The sequence below is a fragment of the Kaistella yonginensis genome (assembly GCF_030409525.1).
Classification (GTDB): domain Bacteria; phylum Bacteroidota; class Bacteroidia; order Flavobacteriales; family Weeksellaceae; genus Kaistella; species Kaistella yonginensis.
The window spans coordinates 16,916-39,423 of sequence record NZ_JAUFQB010000011.1 but is presented as its reverse complement, the minus strand read 5'-3'; the positions used below and the strand labels follow the sequence as shown (position 1 = coordinate 39,423).

18 protein-coding genes are annotated in these 22,508 nt (G+C 36.6%); 9 read left to right on the top strand and 9 right to left on the bottom strand.

Features of this window, described 5'->3' with window-relative positions; genetic code table 11:
• Window positions 1–19 precede the first annotated feature (19 nt).
• Window positions 20–991 carry a 3-oxoacyl-ACP synthase III family protein gene (locus QWY78_RS04625; protein ID WP_290217070.1) on the bottom strand — a complete coding sequence of 324 codons (972 nt, stop codon included), beginning with the start codon at window positions 989–991 and terminating at the stop codon, window positions 20–22.
• A gap of 222 nt (window positions 992–1,213) precedes the next feature.
• Between QWY78_RS04625 and yidD the strand changes: the two genes are divergently transcribed.
• A complete protein-coding gene (gene yidD / locus QWY78_RS04620; RefSeq protein ID WP_290217067.1) occupies window positions 1,214–1,450 on the top strand; it encodes a membrane protein insertion efficiency factor YidD in 237 nt (78 codons plus the stop codon).
• A gap of 66 nt (window positions 1,451–1,516) precedes the next feature.
• Window positions 1,517–2,386, top strand: a complete 870-nt coding sequence (gene lgt / locus QWY78_RS04615) for a prolipoprotein diacylglyceryl transferase (protein WP_290217066.1) — start codon at window positions 1,517–1,519, stop codon at window positions 2,384–2,386.
• 57 nt (window positions 2,387–2,443) lie between these two features.
• Here the strand turns inward: lgt and QWY78_RS04610 are convergent, their stop codons facing one another.
• Window positions 2,444–3,937, bottom strand: a complete 1,494-nt coding sequence (locus QWY78_RS04610; protein ID WP_290217064.1) for an NAD(P)H-hydrate dehydratase — start codon at window positions 3,935–3,937, stop codon at window positions 2,444–2,446.
• Window positions 3,938–4,093: 156 nt separating this feature from the next.
• On the opposite strand from QWY78_RS04610, the gene mscL reads away from it, so the two are divergent.
• Window positions 4,094–4,465, top strand: coding sequence for a large conductance mechanosensitive channel protein MscL (gene mscL, locus QWY78_RS04605; RefSeq protein ID WP_290217062.1), 372 nt, complete (start codon window positions 4,094–4,096; stop codon window positions 4,463–4,465).
• A 70-nt stretch (window positions 4,466–4,535) separates the two neighbouring features.
• On the opposite strand, the gene QWY78_RS04600 is transcribed toward mscL, so the two are convergent.
• Window positions 4,536–5,495 carry a D-2-hydroxyacid dehydrogenase gene (locus QWY78_RS04600; RefSeq protein ID WP_290217061.1) on the bottom strand — a complete coding sequence of 320 codons (960 nt, stop codon included), beginning with the start codon at window positions 5,493–5,495 and terminating at the stop codon, window positions 4,536–4,538.
• A gap of 8 nt (window positions 5,496–5,503) precedes the next feature.
• Window positions 5,504–5,905, bottom strand: a complete 402-nt coding sequence (locus tag QWY78_RS04595) for an LNS2 domain-containing protein (RefSeq protein WP_290217335.1) — start codon at window positions 5,903–5,905, stop codon at window positions 5,504–5,506.
• A gap of 246 nt (window positions 5,906–6,151) precedes the next feature.
• On the opposite strand from QWY78_RS04595, the gene idi reads away from it, so the two are divergent.
• From idi to QWY78_RS04575, 4 genes are all read left to right on the top strand, one after another.
• Entirely contained in the window at window positions 6,152–6,664 is a 513-nt protein-coding gene (idi, locus tag QWY78_RS04590) for an isopentenyl-diphosphate Delta-isomerase (RefSeq protein ID WP_290217059.1), read from the top strand.
• A 76-nt stretch (window positions 6,665–6,740) separates the two neighbouring features.
• Window positions 6,741–7,337, top strand: coding sequence for a hypothetical protein (locus QWY78_RS04585; protein ID WP_290217057.1), 597 nt, complete (start codon window positions 6,741–6,743; stop codon window positions 7,335–7,337).
• A gap of 233 nt (window positions 7,338–7,570) precedes the next feature.
• Complete coding sequence (gene gcvT, locus QWY78_RS04580) at window positions 7,571–8,650, top strand: glycine cleavage system aminomethyltransferase GcvT (RefSeq protein ID WP_290217055.1); 1,080 nt, start codon at window positions 7,571–7,573, stop codon at window positions 8,648–8,650.
• Window positions 8,651–8,754: 104 nt separating this feature from the next.
• A complete protein-coding gene (locus QWY78_RS04575; RefSeq protein WP_290217053.1) occupies window positions 8,755–9,204 on the top strand; it encodes a hypothetical protein in 450 nt (149 codons plus the stop codon).
• A 368-nt stretch (window positions 9,205–9,572) separates the two neighbouring features.
• Here the strand turns inward: QWY78_RS04575 and QWY78_RS04570 are convergent, their stop codons facing one another.
• On the bottom strand, window positions 9,573–9,926 hold the full coding sequence (locus tag QWY78_RS04570) for an arsenate reductase family protein (RefSeq protein WP_290217051.1): 354 nt from the start codon (window positions 9,924–9,926) through the stop codon (window positions 9,573–9,575).
• Between the two features lie 69 nt (window positions 9,927–9,995).
• Between QWY78_RS04570 and QWY78_RS04565 the strand changes: the two genes are divergently transcribed.
• Window positions 9,996–10,460 carry an acyl-CoA thioesterase gene (locus QWY78_RS04565; RefSeq protein WP_290217049.1) on the top strand — a complete coding sequence of 155 codons (465 nt, stop codon included), beginning with the start codon at window positions 9,996–9,998 and terminating at the stop codon, window positions 10,458–10,460.
• Between the two features lie 481 nt (window positions 10,461–10,941).
• Entirely contained in the window at window positions 10,942–18,150 is a 7,209-nt protein-coding gene (locus tag QWY78_RS04560; RefSeq protein ID WP_290217047.1) for a T9SS type B sorting domain-containing protein, read from the top strand.
• 310 nt (window positions 18,151–18,460) lie between these two features.
• Here QWY78_RS04560 and QWY78_RS04555 read toward each other — a convergent pair whose 3' ends face one another.
• The 4 genes from QWY78_RS04555 to QWY78_RS04540 form a co-directional block, all read right to left on the bottom strand.
• Complete coding sequence (locus QWY78_RS04555; protein WP_290217045.1) at window positions 18,461–20,272, bottom strand: OmpA family protein; 1,812 nt, start codon at window positions 20,270–20,272, stop codon at window positions 18,461–18,463.
• Between the two features lie 193 nt (window positions 20,273–20,465).
• Window positions 20,466–21,110, bottom strand: a complete 645-nt coding sequence (locus QWY78_RS04550; protein WP_290217044.1) for a response regulator transcription factor — start codon at window positions 21,108–21,110, stop codon at window positions 20,466–20,468.
• Window positions 21,111–21,121: 11 nt separating this feature from the next.
• A complete protein-coding gene (locus QWY78_RS04545; RefSeq protein ID WP_290217042.1) occupies window positions 21,122–21,898 on the bottom strand; it encodes a sensor histidine kinase in 777 nt (258 codons plus the stop codon).
• Complete coding sequence (locus QWY78_RS04540; RefSeq protein ID WP_290217041.1) at window positions 21,895–22,446, bottom strand: hypothetical protein; 552 nt, start codon at window positions 22,444–22,446, stop codon at window positions 21,895–21,897. Before QWY78_RS04540 ends, QWY78_RS04545 begins: the two co-directional genes overlap by 4 nt.
• Window positions 22,447–22,508 lie beyond the last annotated feature (62 nt).

Sequence of the window (22,508 nt, the reverse complement as noted above, 5' to 3'; positions counted from 1 at the left end):
TTAAAGTTTTGATTGAATATTAGGCTTTATACAGGGCAGTTCCCCAAGTCCAGCCAGATCCTACAGCAGCAAAGAGCAATAGATCTCCTTCATTTATTTTTCCGCTTTTATAGGTTTCATCGAGCACGATAGGAATTGTTCCTCCTGAGGTATTCGCATATTTATCCATATTGGTCATCACTTTCTCAAAAGGAATATTAACTTCAGCAGCAACTTTTTGCAAAATTCTAATACTTGGCTGGTGTGGAATAACCCACGCTACATCATCTGATTTTAAATGATTTGCCTCTAGAATCTCGTTGATGCATTCCGGTAAAACCCTGGTTGCAGTTTCATATACTTCTTTACCATTCATTTGGAAATACTGAAGGCCTTGTTTAATGGTTTCTTCTGTGGCAGGGATTTCGCACCCACCAGCAGGAATATTAAAATGCATTTTCCCTGTTCCGTCTGCATGCAATTTAAAATCAAAGAAACCCTTATCTTCATGGGTTGCAGAAAGCAAAACTGCTCCCGCACCATCCCCAAAAAAAACAGAATCTTTTCGGTTCCAATCGGTAATAGTGGAAAATGTATCTGCCCCAATAATTAAGACATTTTTGTACAGTCCGGTTTGTATAAACTGGCAGCCAATCGCCAAACCATAAAGACCGCCCGAGCAAACGGCAGAAATATCAAAAGCGACCGAATTTGGTGCTTTGATTTTTTCCTGGACAAAACAAGCTGTTGAAGGTGCTTGCCTGTCGGGGGTAGAAGTTGCTACAATGATTAAATCAACTTCAGCAGCATTAATGCCTGCGTCTTTTAAAGCTTCCAAAGCTGCTTTAGAAGCTAAATCGCTGGTCACTTCACCTACTGCTATTCTTCTTTCCTTGATCCCTAAATTTTTAAAAATCCACTCATCTGAAGATCCTACTGCTTCAAAAAAATCATTTTTTAAGATTTTTGGTGGGGTGTAAGATCCTGTTCCTTTTATATACGCTCTTATCATTATTAAAAAATATCGTGCAAAGATTGGTATAATATTTTGTATTCTCGCAATAATTTAAAATTTTTACTTAAAATATCATAAAAAAACATAGAAAAATTTAAGTTTATGAATACAATTATCTACTTAAACTGTGAAATATAGAAAACACACAAAACAGAATCTATTATTTAAATATTTATTTGTTACATAAAAAGCTCTACTTTTGCGAAGTATTATCTTTGTATGTTCAACAAAATCATCACATTTCCTTTGGTTGTCCTGATAAAATTTTATCAGTGGTTTATCTCACCATTATTGCCAAAAAATTGTCGGTACGAGCCCACCTGCTCCCATTATATGATCGAAGCACTTAAAATTCACGGGCCGGTTAAGGGATTATGGTTGGGCGCTAAAAGAATTGCGAGATGCCACCCTTGGGGAGGCGAAGGCTACGATCCGGTTCCGGAAAAGAAGCCGTAAGTTTTTGTGTGATTGAATGATTAAGTTAGTGCCTTAGTGCGTTATTAAAAAAATGAAATAAATTATATGTTTACATTCTTATATTCCACTTGGGATCCGTCCACAGGGATTCCTTTAGGACCAATTACCCTTCATTATTACAGTTTAATGTTTATCATTGCCTTTGGACTTGGCTATGTTTTAATGACCAAAATGTTTAAAATCGATCATGTTGATGTAAAATTTGTAGAGCCACTTTTTACCTGGACTTTAATCGGGACTATTTTCGGAGCCCGGATTGGACACGTTGCATTTTATGAACCTGAACTTTTCAAAACAGATTTCTGGTCCGTTTTTTTACCTATTCGCACCAATCCCACTTTTGAATTCACAGGATTTTCCGGTTTGGCAAGTCATGGAGCGGCGATTGTTTTGGTGACCTCAACAATCATTTTCGCGATTAAAGTGGTGAAGAAAAATCCTTTTTGGATGCTAGATCGGGTTGCAATAACAGTGGCTTTGGCTGGATTTTTTATCAGGTTTGGAAATTTTTTCAATTCAGAAATTATCGGAAAACCCGCTCCTGAAAATTCAATTTTTGCGATTAAATTTCCGCAGCAGAGTTTAAGTTATGGTGAAATTGTCCCCAGATATCCTACACAACTTTTTGAGGGATTTTCTTATTTAGCGCTGTTCTTCATCATGTGGATGATCTATCTTAAAACCAATAAAAAATACCAACAAGGCTGGCTTTTTGGTTTTTTCTTTGCCGTACTTTGGTCGATTCGTTTTTTGGTTGAATTTCTGAAAGAACCACAAGGCGTAGAAAAAATAACCTTAGGAATTTTAAATACCGGGCAAGTGCTTTCTATCCCATTAATCTTGGCAGGACTTGTCATTATGTGGTATTCAAAAAACAATGTGACCCCTGAAGAAAACAAGCAAGAACCTGCATAAACTCTTAAAAATTTTCGTGTAAAACGCAATCCTTTCAATTCTATTTGGAAGGATTTTTTAATTCAGATATTTAAAAACCGTCCCAATTTCTTCAATCAAATCAGAGGCGAGCATGGCTTCTTTGGAATATTTTTCCGCAGCGAAATCACCTGCTTTTCCATGAAGCCAAACCCCAAAAATCGCTGTATTCTCTGCGGAATAATTCTGCGCAAGCAGTGATGCTAAAATCCCTAATAATGCATCGCCACTTCCTCCTTTTGCCATCCCAGAATTCCCAGAAACATTATAAAAAACCCTATTATCCGGAGTGATAATTTGGGTGTGATGATCTTTTAAAACGATGAAAATCTTTAATTCCTTCGCCTGTTGTCTGGCTAAATTCAATCTTTCAAATGAGTTTTTTGTCGGGGCAAAAAGTCGCTCAAACTCTTTTGGATGTGGCGTTATGATTGCGTTTTTAGGAATCAGTTTTAGATTATCAGGATTTTTAGAAAGTATATTTAAAGCATCAGCATCTAATATCATAGGATTTCGGTGCGTTTTCAAAAATTTTAAAAAAGAAGATTCGGTCGATGCATCAGTTCCTAAAGCAGGACCGATTCCAAGAACTGAATCATCTTCAAAGTCAAAGTTTACGATCCTATTTTCACCACCGTTACTAAACATTGCTTCGGGGCAAGAGGTTTGAAGAATATCGTATCCGCATTTTGGTGCAAGTACGAAGGTTAATCCACTTCCAGTTTTAAGCGAAGCTTTCGTGGCTAAAACCGCCGCACCCATTTTTCCAAAACTTCCGGCAATTAGGGTTGCTTTTCCAAAAGTTCCTTTGTGCGAAAACTCACTTCGTAATTTATAAATATTTTGAATCATTTCCTCATCAATCACCAAGTCATCCGATGGTTCTTCTGCCCCAAATTGCTCGCTTAAACCGATATTCAAAAGATGAACTTTTCCACAAAAAATGCCGGTTTCTGGATGAAGAAATGCCTTTTTCCAAGTTTGAAATGTGAGGGTTTGGTCTGCTTTAAATACGAGTGCGTTTTGTTCTGTGATCCGATCAGCAAGTAGTCCCGAAGGCAGATCAATAGAAATTTTAGAAAAAGGTAATTTATTAAGCACGTCAATAATTTCGGCGTTTTCTCCTTCGAGTTTTCGATTTAATCCAATTCCAAAAAGTGCATCAATTATAATTGTGTTTTCCTTAAAATTAAATTGGCTGAGCCTTTCAAAATCGTAAATATCAATTCCAGTGATTTCCTGACATTTTTTTAAATTAATCCAAGCATTTTCTGAATATTCCTGCTTTTGATTGGTGAATAAAGCCACCTCAAAACCTTTTAAATATAATAATCGGGCGATTGCAAAACCATCACCTCCGTTATTTCCGTTGCCACAAAAAACAGAAAATGAGTCATTAATTTCATAGCTTTCAACCATCCAATCTACACAGGAATTCGCAGCTCTTTCCATTAATTGCAAAGCGGAAATCGGTTCAATATTTATGGAGTATGAATCCCAATTTTTGATTTGTGCTGCTGAAAATATTTTCATTATATGCCTTTTTCACTATTTAAATTTAAGGAATTATACCATACTTTACTATTTTATTTATAAATTATTGGCTAAAAATAAAATAAGATAACCAATTCACGGCTTAATTGTAAAATAATTTTTTATTTTTGCTTTACAAAATTAAAAACATAAATTATGGGAATGATTCAAGAATTTAAGGCATTTGCCTTTAAAGGGAATGTAATGGATTTGGCAGTGGGTGTAATTATCGGTGCTGCTTTCGGAAAAATTGTATCTTCTTTGGTGGAAGATGTCATCACGCCACTACTTTTGAATCCTGCATTGAAGGCGGCAGGTGCAGAAGACATATCCAAATTAGCTTGGAATGGGATAACCTATGGGAATTTTTTATCCGCGATTATTAATTTTCTATGTATTGCTGTGGTTCTTTTCTTTTTAATTAAAGGAGCAAACAAAATGCAGAAACCTGAACCAGAAGCTGCACCAGCAGGACCTAGTCAAGAAGATCTTCTGGCAGAAATCAGAGATCTATTGAAAAATAAATAAAAGCATTTTTGATATCGCTAAAAAGACGCATTGAAAAATGCGTCTTTTTATTTATAAGTACATTATTTTGTTAATGAGTCTGTAAAATACTACAGATCTGTTCGGCTAAAGAAAGACCGATTCGATCTTGTGCTTCCACCGTAGAAGCTCCTGTATGAGGAGTCAAGGAAATTTTAGGATGGTTCAAAATGGCTTTTGAAGGCGTTGGTTCATTATTGAAAACATCCAAAGCTGCAAAGGCAAGTTTGCCAGAATCGAGTGCACTGATCAGATCTTGTTCATCGATCACCCCTCCTCTACTGCAATTCACAATGACTGCGCCATTTTTCATTTTCTCAAACTCTGGAGCACCAATCATACACCCTTCTTTTTGTGCCGGAACATGAAGCGTAATAAAATCTGCATGCTTCAAAACATCACCCAAAGGTTCTGTTTCTATATCAACATTGATGAATTGATTATTGTAAAACTTAACTTTTATGCTGGCTCGACCGATATTATTATCCGCTGCAATTACCCGCATTCCTAAACCTAAAGCGATCCTCGCTACTTCTTGTCCGATTCTGCCCATGCCTACAATCCCGATGGTTTTACCACGAAGTTCAATTCCCTTCTCATAGGATTTTTTCAACTGATTAAATTGGGTGTCGCCAATCAAAGGCATTTTCCGATTTGAATCTTGTAAAAATCTTGCACCGCTAAACAAATGTGCGAAAACCAATTCTGCCACGGAAGCTGACGAAGCAGCGGGTGTATTGATCACATGAATATTTTTAGACCGAGCGTAATCCACATCAATATTATCCATACCCACACCACCGCGACCAATGATTTCTAAAGTTGGACAAGCATCGATTAAATCTTTTCTAACTTCAGTTGCACTCCTTACCAGCAGTGTTCTTATCTGATGTCCATTGATAAAATCGACTAAAAATTCCTGTGGAACTTTGGTGGTAATTACGTCGAATCCTTTTTCTGTTAAAGCATCAATTCCTGATTGATCTAAACCGTCATTTGCTAATATCTTCATCCTTTATTTTAATCATTAAAAACTTCAATGGTCAACTTTTTTTCTACCATATCAGTAAATTTACCTCTGTATTGGGTCGCTTTCACGATATGATTATCAATCCAATGGTAATTTCCACCCCGAGGTTTTCCACATAAAACGCTATGGTATTTGAAGCCATGTTTATCGAGCCAATCGATGGTCAATTGTTTTAAATTTTCGGTTCTAGAGGTAAAAAAACAAATGATATGACCTTGATCGTACCATCTGTTAATGGTCTCCAAGGCGTCTAAATACGGCTCACAAGTCACCATTCGTTCCGGCTCTTCGTTGGGCACATCATCTGTAATCGTACCATCGATATCGATTAAGTAATTCTTCATCTCTCCTTTGAGCATTGGGCTTAAATGGTCTTTGTATTCTAATTCCATCATCAAAAATTTAAGGTGCAAAATTACAAAATTTCATTGATTTACAGCCTATTAAATATTTGCAATCGTTATGCGAAGCGGTTTTTCCTTTTGTTAATGGTACTCTGATGAGAATAAAAATTTACAAAAAGAACGATTAATCATGAAAATCTTACCATATTTGCTCTCAAAAAAATCCCCAATTTTGTAGGTTAAATTGAAGTTAAAAATTTCCCCAATAGATTATTTAATCTTAATTTTGTGAAGATGGAAGAACAAGTAGTTTTAATCTCGGAAAAAGACGAGGTTTTGGGTTTAATGGATAAAATGCAGGCGCACGAAAACGGTCTTTTGCATCGTGCTTTTTCTGTTTTTTTGTTTAATGAAAAAGGAGAAGTGCTCTTACAAAAAAGAGCCGCCGAAAAATACCATTCCCCAAATCAATGGACGAATGCAGTTTGTTCTCATCCCCGAGATGGTGAAACCTATCTGGAAGCAGCACAACGCAGATTGAAAGAAGAGTTGGGAATTGAAGGAATGGAACTCACTCCAAAATTTCACTTTATCTATAAAGCAGATGTGGGTGGAAATCTTTGGGAACACGAACTAGACCACGTTTTTACGGGAAATTATGACGGAAAATTTTCTTTGAATGAAGAAGAAGTTTCGGACATCAGATATATCACCATGGAAGCACTGGATGCAGAAATGGAATCGAATCCGGAAAATTTTACAGAATGGTTTAAGATTATTCTGGGTGAATATAAAGATCGGTTGTAAAGGATTATTAATGAGCAATTGTAAAATACGAAATCGTAAAAAATGATCAAAAACGGTCGATTTACATCAAGCAAATATGATTAAAAATTTAGAAAAGCTTTTACAATTTTTACCGCTTGGATATTTGTATCTCATCATCCTTGGAATTCTTAAACAAAGTCTTCTGTATAATCAGTTGGGCGTAAACATCCTAAATTATTCGTCTGTGATGGATATTTTACTCGGCCCTATTGCTGATTTAACCGCAAACATATCTCTAATCATTGCAGTTATTATGATTGTGACATTAACCTTAGCACTCAGTTTTTATGTAAGTAAAAATACAGATAAACGGATTACACAGAAACTTGTGGGATTAAAAACGGATGATATTTCAACGGCAAAAGAAAATCAAAACAAGATCAAAAATAGATTTCTATTGGCTATGGCTGTATTTTTACTCTCGTTCTTTCTAGGATTTGGCTGGTGCTCCGGAGCTAAAATTGCAAAAAAAATTAAAAGCAACCAGTTAGAATTTCTTAGCATTTTAAAATTTAATACCGGAGAAAAGCAGCAAATTTATTTAATTGGATCCAATAGTTTGTATTATTTTTACGTGACCAAAGAAAATAAAAATGTCAAAATAGCACCAATTACGGCAATTAAAGAAATTGAACTACAACCGAAGTTGTAAAATAAAAATGATCAACCGCTCGTTGAAAATATAAAGTGAATAATGAAAAAGAAAATTATTTCAGCATCAAAAATAAATCAATAATATAGTAACCAACTGCACTCCTAGCCCCGATGGTAGTGGCATCCCACGAATCCACGAAAGTGGTGAGTGGATATAACGTACAGCGGGACGGGTTTTGAAAGAAACGAAAATCATGTTGCTCCTAAAAAATAAATTAAGAAAAAGATACTATGAAAAAAACTCCATTATTTGATAAACATGTGTCGCTCGGCGCGAAAATGGTTCCTTTTGCTGGTTTTGAAATGCCCGTGCAGTATACGGGCGTGACGCAGGAACATTTTGCAGTTCGTGAGAAAGTAGGCGTTTTTGATGTCTCACATATGGGTCAGTTTTTTGTAGAAGGACCTGCTGCAAAAGATTTATTGCAATTTGTAGGCACCAATAATGTGAATACCCTTGAAAATGGAAAAGCACAATACACGTGTTTGCCGAACGGAAATGGCGGAATTGTAGATGATTTAATTGTGTATAAAATGACAGACGAGAAATATTTCGTGGTTGTAAATGCTTCGAATATTGAGAAAGATTGGGCGCACATTTCGAAATATAATGAGAAATTTGGAGCGAAATTAACCAATGCTTCTGATGAAATGTCATTGTTGGCAATCCAAGGTCCAAAAGCGACCGAAACGTTGCAAAAAATAACTGAGGTCAATCTTTCTGAACTGCCTTATTACCATTTTTCGGTGGGGTCGGTCGCAGGGGTTTCCGACGTGATTATTTCCAATACCGGTTATACAGGAAGTGGAGGTTTTGAAATTTATTTTAACAATGAAGACGCGGTAAAACTTTGGGACGCGATTAATGTAGCGGGTGAGGAATTTGGACTACTTCCTTGTGGTTTAGCATCTAGAGACACTTTGCGTTTAGAAAAAGGTTTCTGTCTGTACGGAAATGATATTGATGACACAACTTCTCCCCTAGAAGCTGGCTTGGGCTGGATTACGAAATTCGACAAAGAATTTGTAGACAAGGAACGTTTTGCCAAACAAAAAGAAGAAGGAATTACACGGAAATTAGTCGGTTTTGAAATGCAGGAAAGAGCCATCCCAAGACATGATTATTTGGTAGTAGATTCAGCAGGAAACGAAATAGGAAAAGTAACCTCGGGCACGATGAGTCCGATGAAAGGAATTGGCATTGGCTTGGCTTATGTGGCCAAAGATTTTATGAAAGTGGATACTGATATATTTATTCAAATTAGAAATAAGAATGTGCCGGCGAAAGTGGTGAAGACACCTTTCATTTAAAAAACTACCATTGAAAATTTAAAAAAACAGCTGTAATCAAAGGCTGTTTTTTTTGTATGGCATCGTTTTCGCAGTCTTGTTGGCTCACAATAAATCTAAATATTATGTCATTTATTAACAGAAGCCTCGCTGGCTTAGCAGGCTCATTAGCGCTTACCGCAGTTCATCAAATTTTTAAAAAATACAGTTCCGAGGCACCCAATTTGGAAGAGGTGGGTGAAGTTGCGGTTCGCGCATCTTTGGACAAGGCAAATTTACAACCAACAGACGAAGAAGAAGTATATGCTGCGGCAATGGGTGGGAATATTTTATCGAATGCGTTATTATTTTCAACGCTAGCTACTTCAACCAACACGACGCAAATTATTTCTAAAACCTTAGGAACTGGATTATTGGGCGCAGCGGGAACAATTGGTTTAGCAGATCAATTGCTCGGTAATAATAACGCCACAGACACCAATCAGAAAAAATGGATGACGACGGGTTATTATCTTTTGGGAGCGCTAGTAAGCATAGGGGTGTACAACGTGCTTGAGCGAAAGTTGAACAAGTAAAAAGACAAAATATCTCATCCTCGATGGGATATTTTTTTAAGGCAAATGCTGAAAGCAGAAGTCATTTCCTATTTTAGTGGTTCGTTTGCAACGGGACCCGGCTTTTGTCTGAGCATGACATTGATTAGGAGAATTTACACCCGCCATTTTTTTGGGTGGAGAAATTGGTTCATCGATCTTGCGAAAAGGAGGGCGACAGATTTTACATGGTATCAGGCCACTCTTCAGCGCATCTTCTAGAGCTATGGAGGATGAGACATTCTTCACCATTCTACACGTCGACAAATGATATTTTGCACCTGCTGGTGTTTTGTAAACCGCTTGTGCAGACAATTGAATCGAAAACAACAGCAGTATTAAAAATCGCATTATTTCGTTTTGAAAAATTGTTCTAACTCTACAATATTTTTCTTTTCATTTCCGATGAAAATTTCGTTATTAGTAAGAAATACTGGCCGTTTTAAAAAAGAATAATGGTCTAATATTAAATCCCTGAAATTTTTTTCTGTTAAAGCTTTAACATCAATATTTCTTGTTTTAATCTGCGTTGATCTTCTACTAAAAAGCGATTCATATGATTTGGTGTGGGCATACATTTGAGCCAAGTCATCTTTCGTAACCGGCGTACTTTTCAGTTCGCGCAGTTCCCAATACGAAAGGTCGAATTTGTTCATAATTTTGGTACACGTTCCGCAGGTTTTCAGGTAAAATATTTTTTGCATGTTTCAAATTTAGGAATAAATTAAACATTTTAAAAATTAATGAATATCTTTAATATCAAATAAGATTTTATGCAAAATAAAACAGTTTTTCAGTTTATCTCGGAACCGAGTGATGTTAACTATGGAGGCAATGTTCATGGTGGAAGTGTGATGAAATGGATTGATCAAGCCGGTTATGCTTGTGCAAGTTCATGGGCTTCAAGTTATTGCGTAACGGTTTATGTGGGTGGAATTCGGTTTTATTCACCCATCAAAATCGGTCATATTGTAAAGGTGGAGGCCGAGGTTATTTACACGGGGAAAACAAGTATGCATATTGCGATTAATGTTTTTTCTAGGAACATTAAAAGAAAAGATTTCGAGAAAAAAACACACTGTATTATTGTATTTGTAGCGGTTGATGATGAGGGAAATTCTGTGGAAGTCCCAAAGTTTCAACCGAAAACCGAGCAAGAAAAACAGTTGGAACAATATGCGATAAAATTGATGGATTTGCGCAAACAAATTGAGGAAGAGATGAAACGGTTTTTGTAAATGTTTTTCTCTTAAAATATGCCGGTTTTTAGTGGCGTTTTTTATGATTTTTTGATTTCGCCACTTCGTGGCTTTTTTTCATTCGTTGAGTGGAGTTTCATAGGATTTCATCTTATCTTTTTGATGCAAAATACATAGGAGAAAAAATTCAGGAATTATATTCTTTAAATAAAATGGAGCATTTGAAACATGATCCGTTATTCAACCAAACCAATTCGCGTTCGATAGTCAAAAATTTTTAACATCAGAACAAATATTTTTTTTCAAAAAAGAAACGAAAAAAATCATAGAGGAGTTCTACAGACAAATTCTCAATGCAAGTAATTACTCAAAATATTTCTCTAAGCAAACAGGTTTTTACTCTGTTTTTTTTTAAAATTATGTTTCTTTCAAATTCATTTTTTATTTATATTTGTTAAGCTTTTTTTAAGTTTATTTTAAGAAGTTTTTAACATTATTTTTGCTGATTAAATTTACTTGAATGAAGAAATTTTACCTGTTAATCATCCTATGCTTTTTTCAAAAATCATTTGCCCAAAAAATTCCGCTTGATACCTCGAATTACCTTCGGAATGGCATGTTCGAAAATGCGTCTGGTAAAATTATTACCAACAACTCCGAAAAAATAAAATTCTTACAAGAAAGAAATCGCCAAATTCAGTTGGAAAAATTGAACATGCAAAAAGCAACACAAATTCCGGTAGAAATGTGTACGAATGGAGGTTTCGAGCAAGTTGAAAACATAGGCGGAACCAATTTCATTAAAAATTTCCTTTACAATATCGGTGATCCACCGGGACCAACGCAATGTAAATCGATTTCAAATACGGGCGACACTGCTATTCCCCAATACAATCCTGCCAGTACTTACGTGATGGCAACTTCCGTCCCTGCCAATCTTTTCGATCGTTATATGGGAGATATAAAAGCATTTGACCAATATGCGTTGAAAATCAATCATGAAAGCTCCTCTACTTATGGCTCTATTGTACAAGGAAAAAGATTTAAAACCAACAACGAAAATTTCTTAAAATTTAATTATAAAGCCATACTTCAATCGGTTTATGATACGAGCCATACCGATAATCAAGCATTTTTCAAAGCCAGAATTCTGGATAAAAACAAAAAAGTCGTCAGTGAATTTTGTTTGGTTGGAGATGAGAAAAATTGCATATTCACCAAGGTTCCAGAAGGTGGTTATGGTTACGTAACGCTCTACACCGCCAATTGGCAATCGGGAATTTTAGATATTTCGTCTATTCCCAATAACGAAGAATTTACGGTAGAATTTATGGCATCCCGTTGTGGATTAGGTGGTCATTTCGGCTATGCTTATGTTGATGACATCTGTCTGCTTCAATCGAATGAAAATTTTGTAGGATCCGTAACATTGGATCCATTGTATGCGGTTTGTCCTACGCTTCCGATCAGCGTTTGCGGAAATTACACTTTGCCAAATTCGGGCGGGATTACGGCTACTTTAAAAAAATTGACTTTAAAGGTTTACGATGCGACCGGAAATGTAGTTTACACCAGCGCTACCACCTCGAGTTTGGATACGGTCAACAAAAAATTCTGTTTTTCGCTTTTAGCGCAGGATTTCCCAAATATTACCAGTGGCAATTATAATGTGGGAGTCAATGCTGATTTCGATGTTGCAGGTTCTGCAGGAGGTTGTGGAAGCAGTGGCAATACCCAAATTTTCGCCTCGGCTAATGATCCCGATGCCAATGATGGGTGGGATATTAGTTTTCTAAATTGTTCCTCCGGGTGTAACCTTGTGGTGCAGACTGCAAAAGTTTCAAAATGTGATACGAATAAAGATGGTTCAGAGGATTTTAACCTCACCAATTTTAATAATCAAGTCGTTGTTTCTACAAGTGGTCTTAGTTTTACTTATTTTAAAAATTATAACGACGCCTTTAACAATACCAATGCAATTGCCAATTTCACAAGTTATAATTCTGCCTCGGCAATTATATACATCAGAGTTTCTAAAGATCCGGGTTGTTACAAAATTATTCCAGTAAATGTTGAAGTTAAAAATCCGACCGCAACTATTTCTGGGATTTTGAATGTGTGTTCCGGAAGTACCGAATTGAAAGCTTCCTCAGGTGCAACTTATGTATGGAGTACTGGAGAAACTACACAGAATATCACCATTAGCAATATCGGAACTTACACCGTAACGGTCACCGATAGTTTTGGTTGTGCGAGTACCGCGACCGTAGTAATAGAACCGAGCCAAACTGCAGTAACGCCGACTTTAGAAATTACACAACCTTCTTGTTTTGTGTCGTCGGGAACCATCAAAGTAACGTCAATTGCATCGGAATACAGTTTTGATAACGGACAAACTTGGGGAACAAATCCAGTGAAATCTGGGTTATATCCTGGAACTTATCAGGTGATGATAAAAACCCTGAAGGGTTGTACATCCTATGCACAATCGGTAACCATCGTTTCCTCCTTAACTCCATATCCTTATTATTCAGCGATACAGCCAAGATTTTGTGGCGATACCGGAAGTATTACGATTGCCTCAACTGCAGCATTTTACAGTTTTGATGATGGTACAACTTGGGTAAACAGCGCTACGATTGATCAACTTCAACCTGGAACGTACACCATCAGAACGAAAGATATTGCCGGTTGTATTTCTAATCCTGCGGTTATTTTAATACAAAGTAACACCCTCGGAAATCCCGATTTTTCAGTGAAGAATCCGGCATGTACTGTTGCTGGAAGCATCACGATCAATACGCCAGCAGATTTTTATACTTTCAATGGAGGACAAACGTGGGTAACTTCTAATGTTTTATCGAATGTATTATCCGGGAATTTTTCCATCGGAATTAAAAATAGTTTAGGATGTACTTCTTATTTTCAAAGTATTTACCTGCAACCTTTTCAGAATACCTACCCCGATTACGATGTTATTCAGCCTACTTGTGGAGAATTAGGAACCATCTACATAAAAACGGAAGCAGATTTATACAGTTTCGATAATGGTTCAACATGGTCGACGAGTAATACGAAAGATTTGCCGGTGGGAACCTACTCCATTCGACTTAAAAATACAGCGGGTTGTTTATCTCTATCGCAATCTGTGAATTTATATCCCCCAAAACTTGACACCCCTTATATCAGTGTAATTCAACCTATATGCGCTGGTAATGGTACAATTACCATCAATTCCGTGGCAGATTTTTACAGTTTTGATAATGGTGCAACTTGGGTAACTACCAACAGTAAAAGTGTTCCTGCTGGAAATTATCAAGTGATGATCAAAAATAACTTGGGCTGTACCTCCTATTCACAAGGTGTTTACCTCTATGAACCAAAACTCCCTGCACCAACTGCTACGGTAGTACAACCAACGTGTACGACGAAAGGATCCATCACCATTACTACGTCCGCGAGTTTTTATAGTATTAATGGAGGGGCAACTTGGTCTACCAATAATGTCTATAATAATCTAATCGGAACAAGTTATACCGTGATGGTCAAAAATGCACTGAATTGTGTATCGGAAAGCAATTATGTTTATTTGAATTCAGCGTATTTAAATGAGCCCACGTATATTGCCACCAGTCCAAGTTGTGGTAATATCGGAAATATTACTTTCACCTCTGCAGCAGATTTTTATAGTATCGATAATGGTTACACCTGGGTAACTACACCAGTTTTCGATAATCTAGTTGCCGCAAGTTATTATTTGGTAACCAAAAACACTCAGAATTGCAAATCGAATCCGATCGCTGTTTATTTAAATACGACCGATTTGGCAGAGCCGTCTTATACGGCTATTCAGCCGGTTTGTGGGACTTTGGGCTCGATTACCATTACCACTCCTGCAGATTTCTATAGTATTAATGAAGGAAATACTTGGGTTACTTCGCCGATTTTTACCAATCTTGCGCCAAATAATTATTACATTAAAATTAAAAAAGGAACTTGTACTTCCAATTATACCTGGGTAAATATTTCTGATTTTTTCCTACCCAACCCGACTTATACTTATACCCAACCCACTTGCGGCGTGGGTGGCACCATATCCATTACATCGCTGGCCGCGCAATACAGCATCAACGGTGGGCAAACATGGAGCACTTCTCCCAATTTCACCAATTTAGCCGACGGTTATTACAATATCAGCATAAAAAATGCACAGGATTGTAAATCAGCTCCATATGGTGTTTCGGTGAGTTTAGCAAGATTTTACTTACCCAGACCCGATATTTTAGTCATACAACCCACTTGTGGAAATAAAGGCAGCATCAAAATTGTAACTCCCGCAAGCGCTTATAGTTTCGATGGTGGACAGACTTGGAGTACGGTGAATGAAAAAACCGGCTTAACTTCTGGCTCCTTTCATATTGTCATAAAAAATGCACAAAATTGCACCTCAAATCCATATGATTTGAATGTGTACATTAATACTTTTTATCTGCCACGACCTTTAATAAAAGTGGTTCAGCCAACTTGTGGCAATAATGGAAGCATTACGGTGGTTTCACAAGGAGCTCAATATTCTTTTGATAATGGAGTCACGTGGGGCACAAATCCTTCTTTGCTTAATCCAACGCCGGGCTATTATAATATTTTAATTAAAAATAGTGCGGGTTGTATTTCCCAAACCGTTTCTGCATCGATTAATAAATTTTACCTCAGCCGACCAAGTGTTACCACGATTCAGCCGACTTGTTCTGTACCGAAAGGAAGCATTTTCATTAATACGATCGCAGATTTATACAGTTTTGACAACGGAATAACTTGGACGACAAATCCCGTAAAAAATAATTTGAATCCAGGAAATTATAATATTTTGGTTAAAAATTCTTCCGGGTGTATGTCGGAAAGTTCTTATGCTTATATTTATTCGGCACCTTCAATTCCGCCAACTCCCGCAGTTACGGTAATCCATCCCACACAATGCGACGCTACAAACGGAAGCATCACCATTACCACTCCTGGCAGTAGTTATTCCTTTAATGATGGAGCAACTTGGAGTACAATTCCGGTGAAAAAAAACATTGGTTCTGGAACCTATATTGTGAAAATAAAGAACAATAGTTCCACTTGTGAATCCGCTTCTGTAGCGGTAACATTAAACTCAGGAATTAATATCGCTGCTCCCTCTTTTAGTGTAACTCAACCAACTTGTAGCGTTTCTACTGGATCAATTACCATAACAACTTCTGCAGCAACATATAGTTTTGATGATGGTTTAACTTTTATTTATGCCGACACAAAAACCGGTTTATCTCCTGGAACGTATAAGATAAAAATAAAAAATGCAGCAGGTTGTATTTCCGATGGTGCAACGGCGGTGGTTACAACTCCGGCTCCTTTACCTGCTCCGTCTTTCATGATTGCACAACCAGATTGTACAAATTCATTAGGCTCTATTGAAATTACGACACCGGCAGCAGAATATAGTTTTGATAATGGCTTGACTTATGTTACTTCTAAAACCAAACCGAATCTAGGACCTGGAACTTACAACTTGATGATTAAAGACAGTGCGGGCTGTACTTCTTTGGCAGGAATTGCGACGGTAAATGTACAACCAACAACTCCCACCGCTCCACAAGTTTCTATTGCTCATCCTTCCGGGTGTACTGCATCTACGGGAACAATTACCGTAATTTCTGCAGCGGGTTTTTACAGTTTCGATGATGGAATTACGTGGCTCACTTCCGCTTCTGCGAATTTATCTCCAGGAACGTATCATGTAAAAATAAAATTAACTGTGAATGGCTGTCCTTCGCCCGCGACAACCGCAACGGTGGATGTTCCTCCAAATGCACCAGCACTTCCCCTATTTGCAATTGCTCAACCGAGTTCTTGTGTAAATCCTTTAGGAACCATTACGATTAGCTCTACAGAAAATCAATATAGTTTTGATAATGGCGTTAGCTATTCATCGAATGCCACTTCTGGACTTCTTTCGCCAGGAATTTATCTTTTGAAGGTGAAAAATAGCGCAGGTTGTGAAAGCGCAACGGTTTTGGCAACAATCAATGTGCCTGCTGATACCCCAAAGAAACCAACCGCTACCGTTCAACAAATTGACTGTACGAATCCTTCTGCAAAAATTACCATTAATGAAAATGCCGCCCAATACAGTATCGATGATGGCATATCTTGGCAAAACTCCAACGCTTTTACGGGATTGCTTCCAAAAACTTATCTGATTAAAATAAAAAATGCCTTAGGTTGCGAATCGGTGGCAACTTCGATTGTTATCAATATATTTAATAATCCAACGCCGAAACCTTTGGTCAATACTAGTCAGAGTTTCTGTGTACAGCAAAATGCGACAGTTGCAAATATTACAGCAACGGGAACCAATATTTTATGGTATTCTACAATTTCTGGTGGGAATTCTATTCCAAATAATACGGCTTTAAGTAATGGAAATATTTATTACGCAACGCAAACTATAAATTTCTGTGAAAGTGAAAGAACACCGGTTTTTGTAAATATAATCACCACTGCTGCTCCGATTGGAAATTCTGTGCAAACATTTTGCATCAGTCAAAATGCCACGCTTACTCATCTTTTGGTCTCAGGAACGCAGATCAAATGGTACAGCAGTATTTCTGCATCATCTACACTTCCGAATAATACGCAGTTGCAAGATGGGGTAACCTATTACGCAACACAAACAAGTGAAAATTGCGAAAGCGTAGCGCGGCTTCCGGTTAAAGTAACTTTGGTAACAACAAATATTCCTGCGTCCGATTTTTCTGCTCCGGCTTTATGTTCTGATGAAAATGGCACGAAGAAAATTGATTTAACCACTTATCAAACCAATTTGGTAGCCAATTCAGCGAGTTACACCTACAAGTTTTACAACCAAAATAACCAAGTAATTCCTGATCCGACCAACCATACGCTACAAACTGGCCTCAATAAAATTTTTGTTGAACTGAATTCTACCACTGGATGTTCTGCAAAAGTTCAACTCAGTATTCAACTTAATGCTTCGCCAATTGTGAATTTACCTGCAACTGCTGAATATTGTCCCGAAGAATTTGTAAAAATCGATGCAGGGGTGCAACCTGCCAATACCACTTTCACATGGACTTTTAATGGAAATCCAGTGAGCACACAGCAGGTCATTACCGCAGATAAAAACGGAAAATATGAAGTTACGGTAACCCACATTTCTGGATGCAGCACCACGAAATCGGTATCGGTAAAAAAGGTAGAATTACCTATCATCACGGACATTAGAATAGAAAACAGCACCGTTCAAATCATCGCAACTGGAGTTGGAATTTTAGAATATTCCGTCGATAATATTCAGTGGCAAACTTCTAATTATTTTTACAATGTGCCCAATGGAAATCACACGGCTTATGTTCGAAGTGGGTTGCAAAATTGTGCTGTTGCCGAGAGAGATTTTACCATTTTTAAAATAAACAACGTATTTACACCAAATGCAGATGGGGTAAATGATGAATGGAAAATAGAAGGAATTGAAAACTATCCTGGATCCAAAGTACGGGTGATCGACCGCTTTGGAACGGTGGTTTTAGACAAGACTGTGAAAGGACCTTTCTCTTGGAACGGCGAATATCTGAGTAGAAATCTTCCGACAGGCAATTACTGGTACTATATCACGCTTTCTGATGGCAGAATATTAACCGGATATGTAACCCTTAAAAATAGGAATTAGTGCGGTTTATAGCGGCGTTTTATTTTTTATCGCTGAAGGTTCGCTGTTATAAATGCATTTTTAAAGGTGAGGCTGGCAAATTAAATTTCGATCATTTATAGTAAAGAACGTTGTACGACATCAGATTTGATCCGCTCGTTCGTGGAATTATTATTTTTGATATGAAATATCCTCTGTTCATCATTGATTAAAAGACTCCACTACACAATTGGTGATTCATTAGACGAAGTTTGTGAAGTACGGTTTTCACCTTAACTAAAAAAACTGCCTCGCGTAAAGCAAGGCAGTTTCCTATTAAATAAAACATCAATTATTTAGGACAAATAACTTTAAATTCTGTTCTTCTGTTCACTTGTTGCTCTTGTTCTGAACAGGGTACGCCGTCTGCACATTTATTTAATAAAACCGATTCACCATAACCTTTCGCGCTAATTCTGGCACTGCTAATTCCTCTGGAAGTAATATAATCTACCGCAGATTGTGCTCTGTTTTGAGAAAGTTTTTGATTGTAAGAATCGCTACCTCTGGAATCTGTATGAGAACCTAACTCTACATTTACTCCTGGATGATCTTCCATAAATCTCACTACTTTGTTTAATTCAGGTTTTGCATCTTCTCTTATATTGTATTTATCAAGATTATATAAAATATTATCCAGAGCAATCCCTTCTCCACATTTGGTTTCTTGGGCGCAAATCTCAATATTTACAAATAGGTTTCGGTCTCTATTATAATTTTGCGTATTTACCATTTCTATTTGTGAAAAATAATTTTCTTTTTTCGCATACAGTTCGAAGGTTGCATTTGGTGGTAATTGTAAAATAAAATCTCCATTTGCATCAGACATGGTCGATTTTTTATAGGCATCAAATTTATTTTCTAAATAAACTGCAGCTCCTGAAAGCGGAACCGAAGAGTTACATTGGAAGGTTCTACCTTTAAGAATAAAATTACGATCAGCGTAAATGAGTTCTTTGTTTAAATCTCCGTTGGCAATAAACTCAGCGGTCTTGGTTGAAGTAGGATCCAGTGAAATTTCATTAAATGAACCCGTAATTGCATAATTGTTCGGATTGATCTCATCGATATATACTTTACCCGAAGCGTCTGTCATTGCAGTTTTTATTATATTTCCCTGCAGATCTTTAATCAAAACTTGCGTATTGGGAATTACTTGCCCTGAAAATTTATCTTTAGCGGTAACTACGAGTCGATATGATTTTACTTCTGGTGCTTTGGTTTCGACCACTTTCGCAGGATTTTTCGGTCCGAAACGATAAGATAATCCAGCGAACACCCCAACTGATTGTAAAGTCATTTTTTGCATTTGGTTGGGTTCATTAACTCCTGCAATATCAGATCTCATGATGATTTTATCATCGTATACATTGTCTATTTTTCCGCGCTCAACGTAATAATACGTGGCTGGTTTTGTACCGTAAGTTTTGTCTAAAATCTCATTTTTAGTAGATTCAGCTACATTATAGTGGTTCATGTAATATGCACCAGCATTAAGTCCCCAATTGTCATTAAAGAAATAATTAAATCGCAGCTGTGCTTTGGTCGAGAAGACCACTTCTTTATCAAAACCTGAGTGGTAGGTGATGACATCATTAAGAGCATTTTGTCTAACACCATCTACCAATATTTCGCCACCATCTATAAATCCAACTCCGCCCATTAAACCTAGTTCTGAGGTGAATTTATTGTTTTCAGTTTGCCATTTAAAGGCTGGTCCGGCTCCAACAAATGTTCTGGAGATTTCTTTCTTTTGAATTTTGAAAGAAGCATAATCCAGAATGGTATTTTGCAGGGTACGCTCTACGTATTGACCGGGTAAATCAACTGCTTCTGGCGTGTTGTTAATAAAATCTACATCAGCTTCTACGCCAAACCAATTCCAGTATTTGTTTACGGATAGACCGCCCATAAAACCACCTTTATAATCAATAAAGCGAAAGGTTTCTTTGTACATAGGAAAATCGTAACCTGCCCTAGCAGAAATTTGCCAATAAGAATGTTTGTCTTCTAATTTTTGAATTGGTGTTTCTTGCGCTTTTAGAATTCCTAAAAAATTAGTTGCTAAAAAGGCACTTGCTAAAATAACTTTTAAATTTTTCATTTTGATAATTTTTAATTAATAGTATTTGTAATTTGTATGACAAAGTTGCTATTATTGAAAGCTATTTAAAAGAGGTAAACCCCTAAGATTGGAACAGGAAAATGCCCCTTTATTTTAGGGGCAAAAAAAACCGCTTCAAGTTTGAAACGGTCTATGTTTAATGATTATGAGTGAAATATTTACCTCAATAATTTCAATGGAGTTGATTTTTAATCGCAAAAAGCACCAAACCTACTCTACTTTTCACATCGAGTTTTACAAATACAGAATCGCGGTACCCATCAATTGTTTTAGGGCTTAGAAACATTACATCGGCAATTTCCTTATAGGTTAGCTCACTGCACGCTAATTTGATGAATTCTTTTTCGCGATCCTTCAGATCTTCTACGCATTCTTTCACCAGTTTTTCTTCTGTTCGAATATTCAACAAACACTGCGTAACCATATCGGTATAGAATACTCCTTTATCATGCACGGTTTCTATGGCTTCAAATAAGATTTTGGGCGACATTTCTTTTAAGAGATAACCTCTGGCTCCGGCTTTTAGCATTGCAATAATTGTTTTCTCATCGTCTTCCATCGTTAGGGCAATGACCTTTATTTCAGGAAAATGATCCTTTAGATATTGAGTCGTTTCCACACCATTTTTTACGGGCATATTTACATCCATGAGCACCACATCTGGATTGATATGCTCCACTTCAATTGCGTGGATAAATTCCTCGCCATTAGAAGAAGTATTGATGACCTTATATTTTTTATTAATAGAAAGCATTTTTTCGATGGCCCCGGAAAGCATTTTATGATCATCTACAATTGCAATTTTTATGGTTTCCATAAAATTTTTGTTTAATTTTTATTGTATTTAATGGTGATTGTGGTGCCTTCACCTATAATGGTGTTTACATCCAAATCCGTTTGGATTAAGTTAGCTCTTTTTTTCATACTCATTAATCCACTTCCCGATTTATGTTTATTCTCATTAAAACCGATTCCGTCATCACTTAAAATAATTTCTACAAACCTCGGTTCATCTTGCAGTGATATGGTCATATTTTTTGCTCTCGAATGTTTGAGTACATTGTTAATGGATTCCTGAATAATACGGAAAAGAATCAAACAGTCTTTGGATTCTAAAATAATCTTGTTGGTATTATGAGTAAATTTAATTTTCATGAGATTCAATCGATCAATCCTAGAAACCTCTTTCTGAACAGATTGTACTAATCCTAAATTTTCTATTTGTTCTGTAATAAAACTTTTACTCAAACTGCGAATGTCCCGAATACTTTCGCCAATGACTTCATTTATTTCCTGTAAGATTTCTTTTTGCGGCCCTTCAGCAGTTTCTAGACCCAAGTTAACCATTAATTTTGCGATGGACATTTTTTGTCCTAAATCATCATGCAACTCCTGTCCGATATAGCTGAGCGTTGTTTCTTTCATCTCAATAATCGCCAGGGTAAGTTCTTGTTCGAATTGGGCCTCCTTTATTTTTCGATCAAATAATAATTCAGATTTTTTTTTGTAGAAAAAAATATAGACCACCACCATAATGAGTACGATGGCAAAAACCAAAACGGTGGTAAACAGATAAATGATATCCACTTCAGAGAAATTCGTCATCGTACAATCTTTTTAGCTTTAAATAAACCGATTAAAAGAATACCGTACCCCACAAAGTTGATGATAAAGGTAATGAAAACCCATAACCCACTTGTCATTGTTGAAGAAGATATTTTGCTAATAATGATGGATGGCACCATTCCCAAGTAAACAACAATTAATCCCAAGGAAAACCAAAAAGGATAATACTGATTAATTTCTAAAATGAGATCCGTTTTAAATGTATCTAGTAAAAACAACGCAATTACAAAAAGTAATAGAAAGACATTAAAGAAGAGTATGATTTGTGGAAAGCCATCTGCAAGGTCAATCGTTACAACTTGATAACAATAAAAAAGCAAAAATAATAGGGTGATAGCATACGCTATTTTTTTCAACATCCTATTTTTAATTAATTTCTGGTACATCAAAAAAAGAAGGAGAAAAAACAACCCTAAACCAAGATAGATGTAGATGTAAAGGGTATAAATTGCAGGCAAACTTTTAGTAAATCGAATATAATAAGTAAGCGCATCAATAATATAAGTCACCGCGATTGCGGCGATCATTAAGTATTTATAATCTCCTAATATATCCCTTCGTTTAATCAATAACACTAAAATACTTAGGA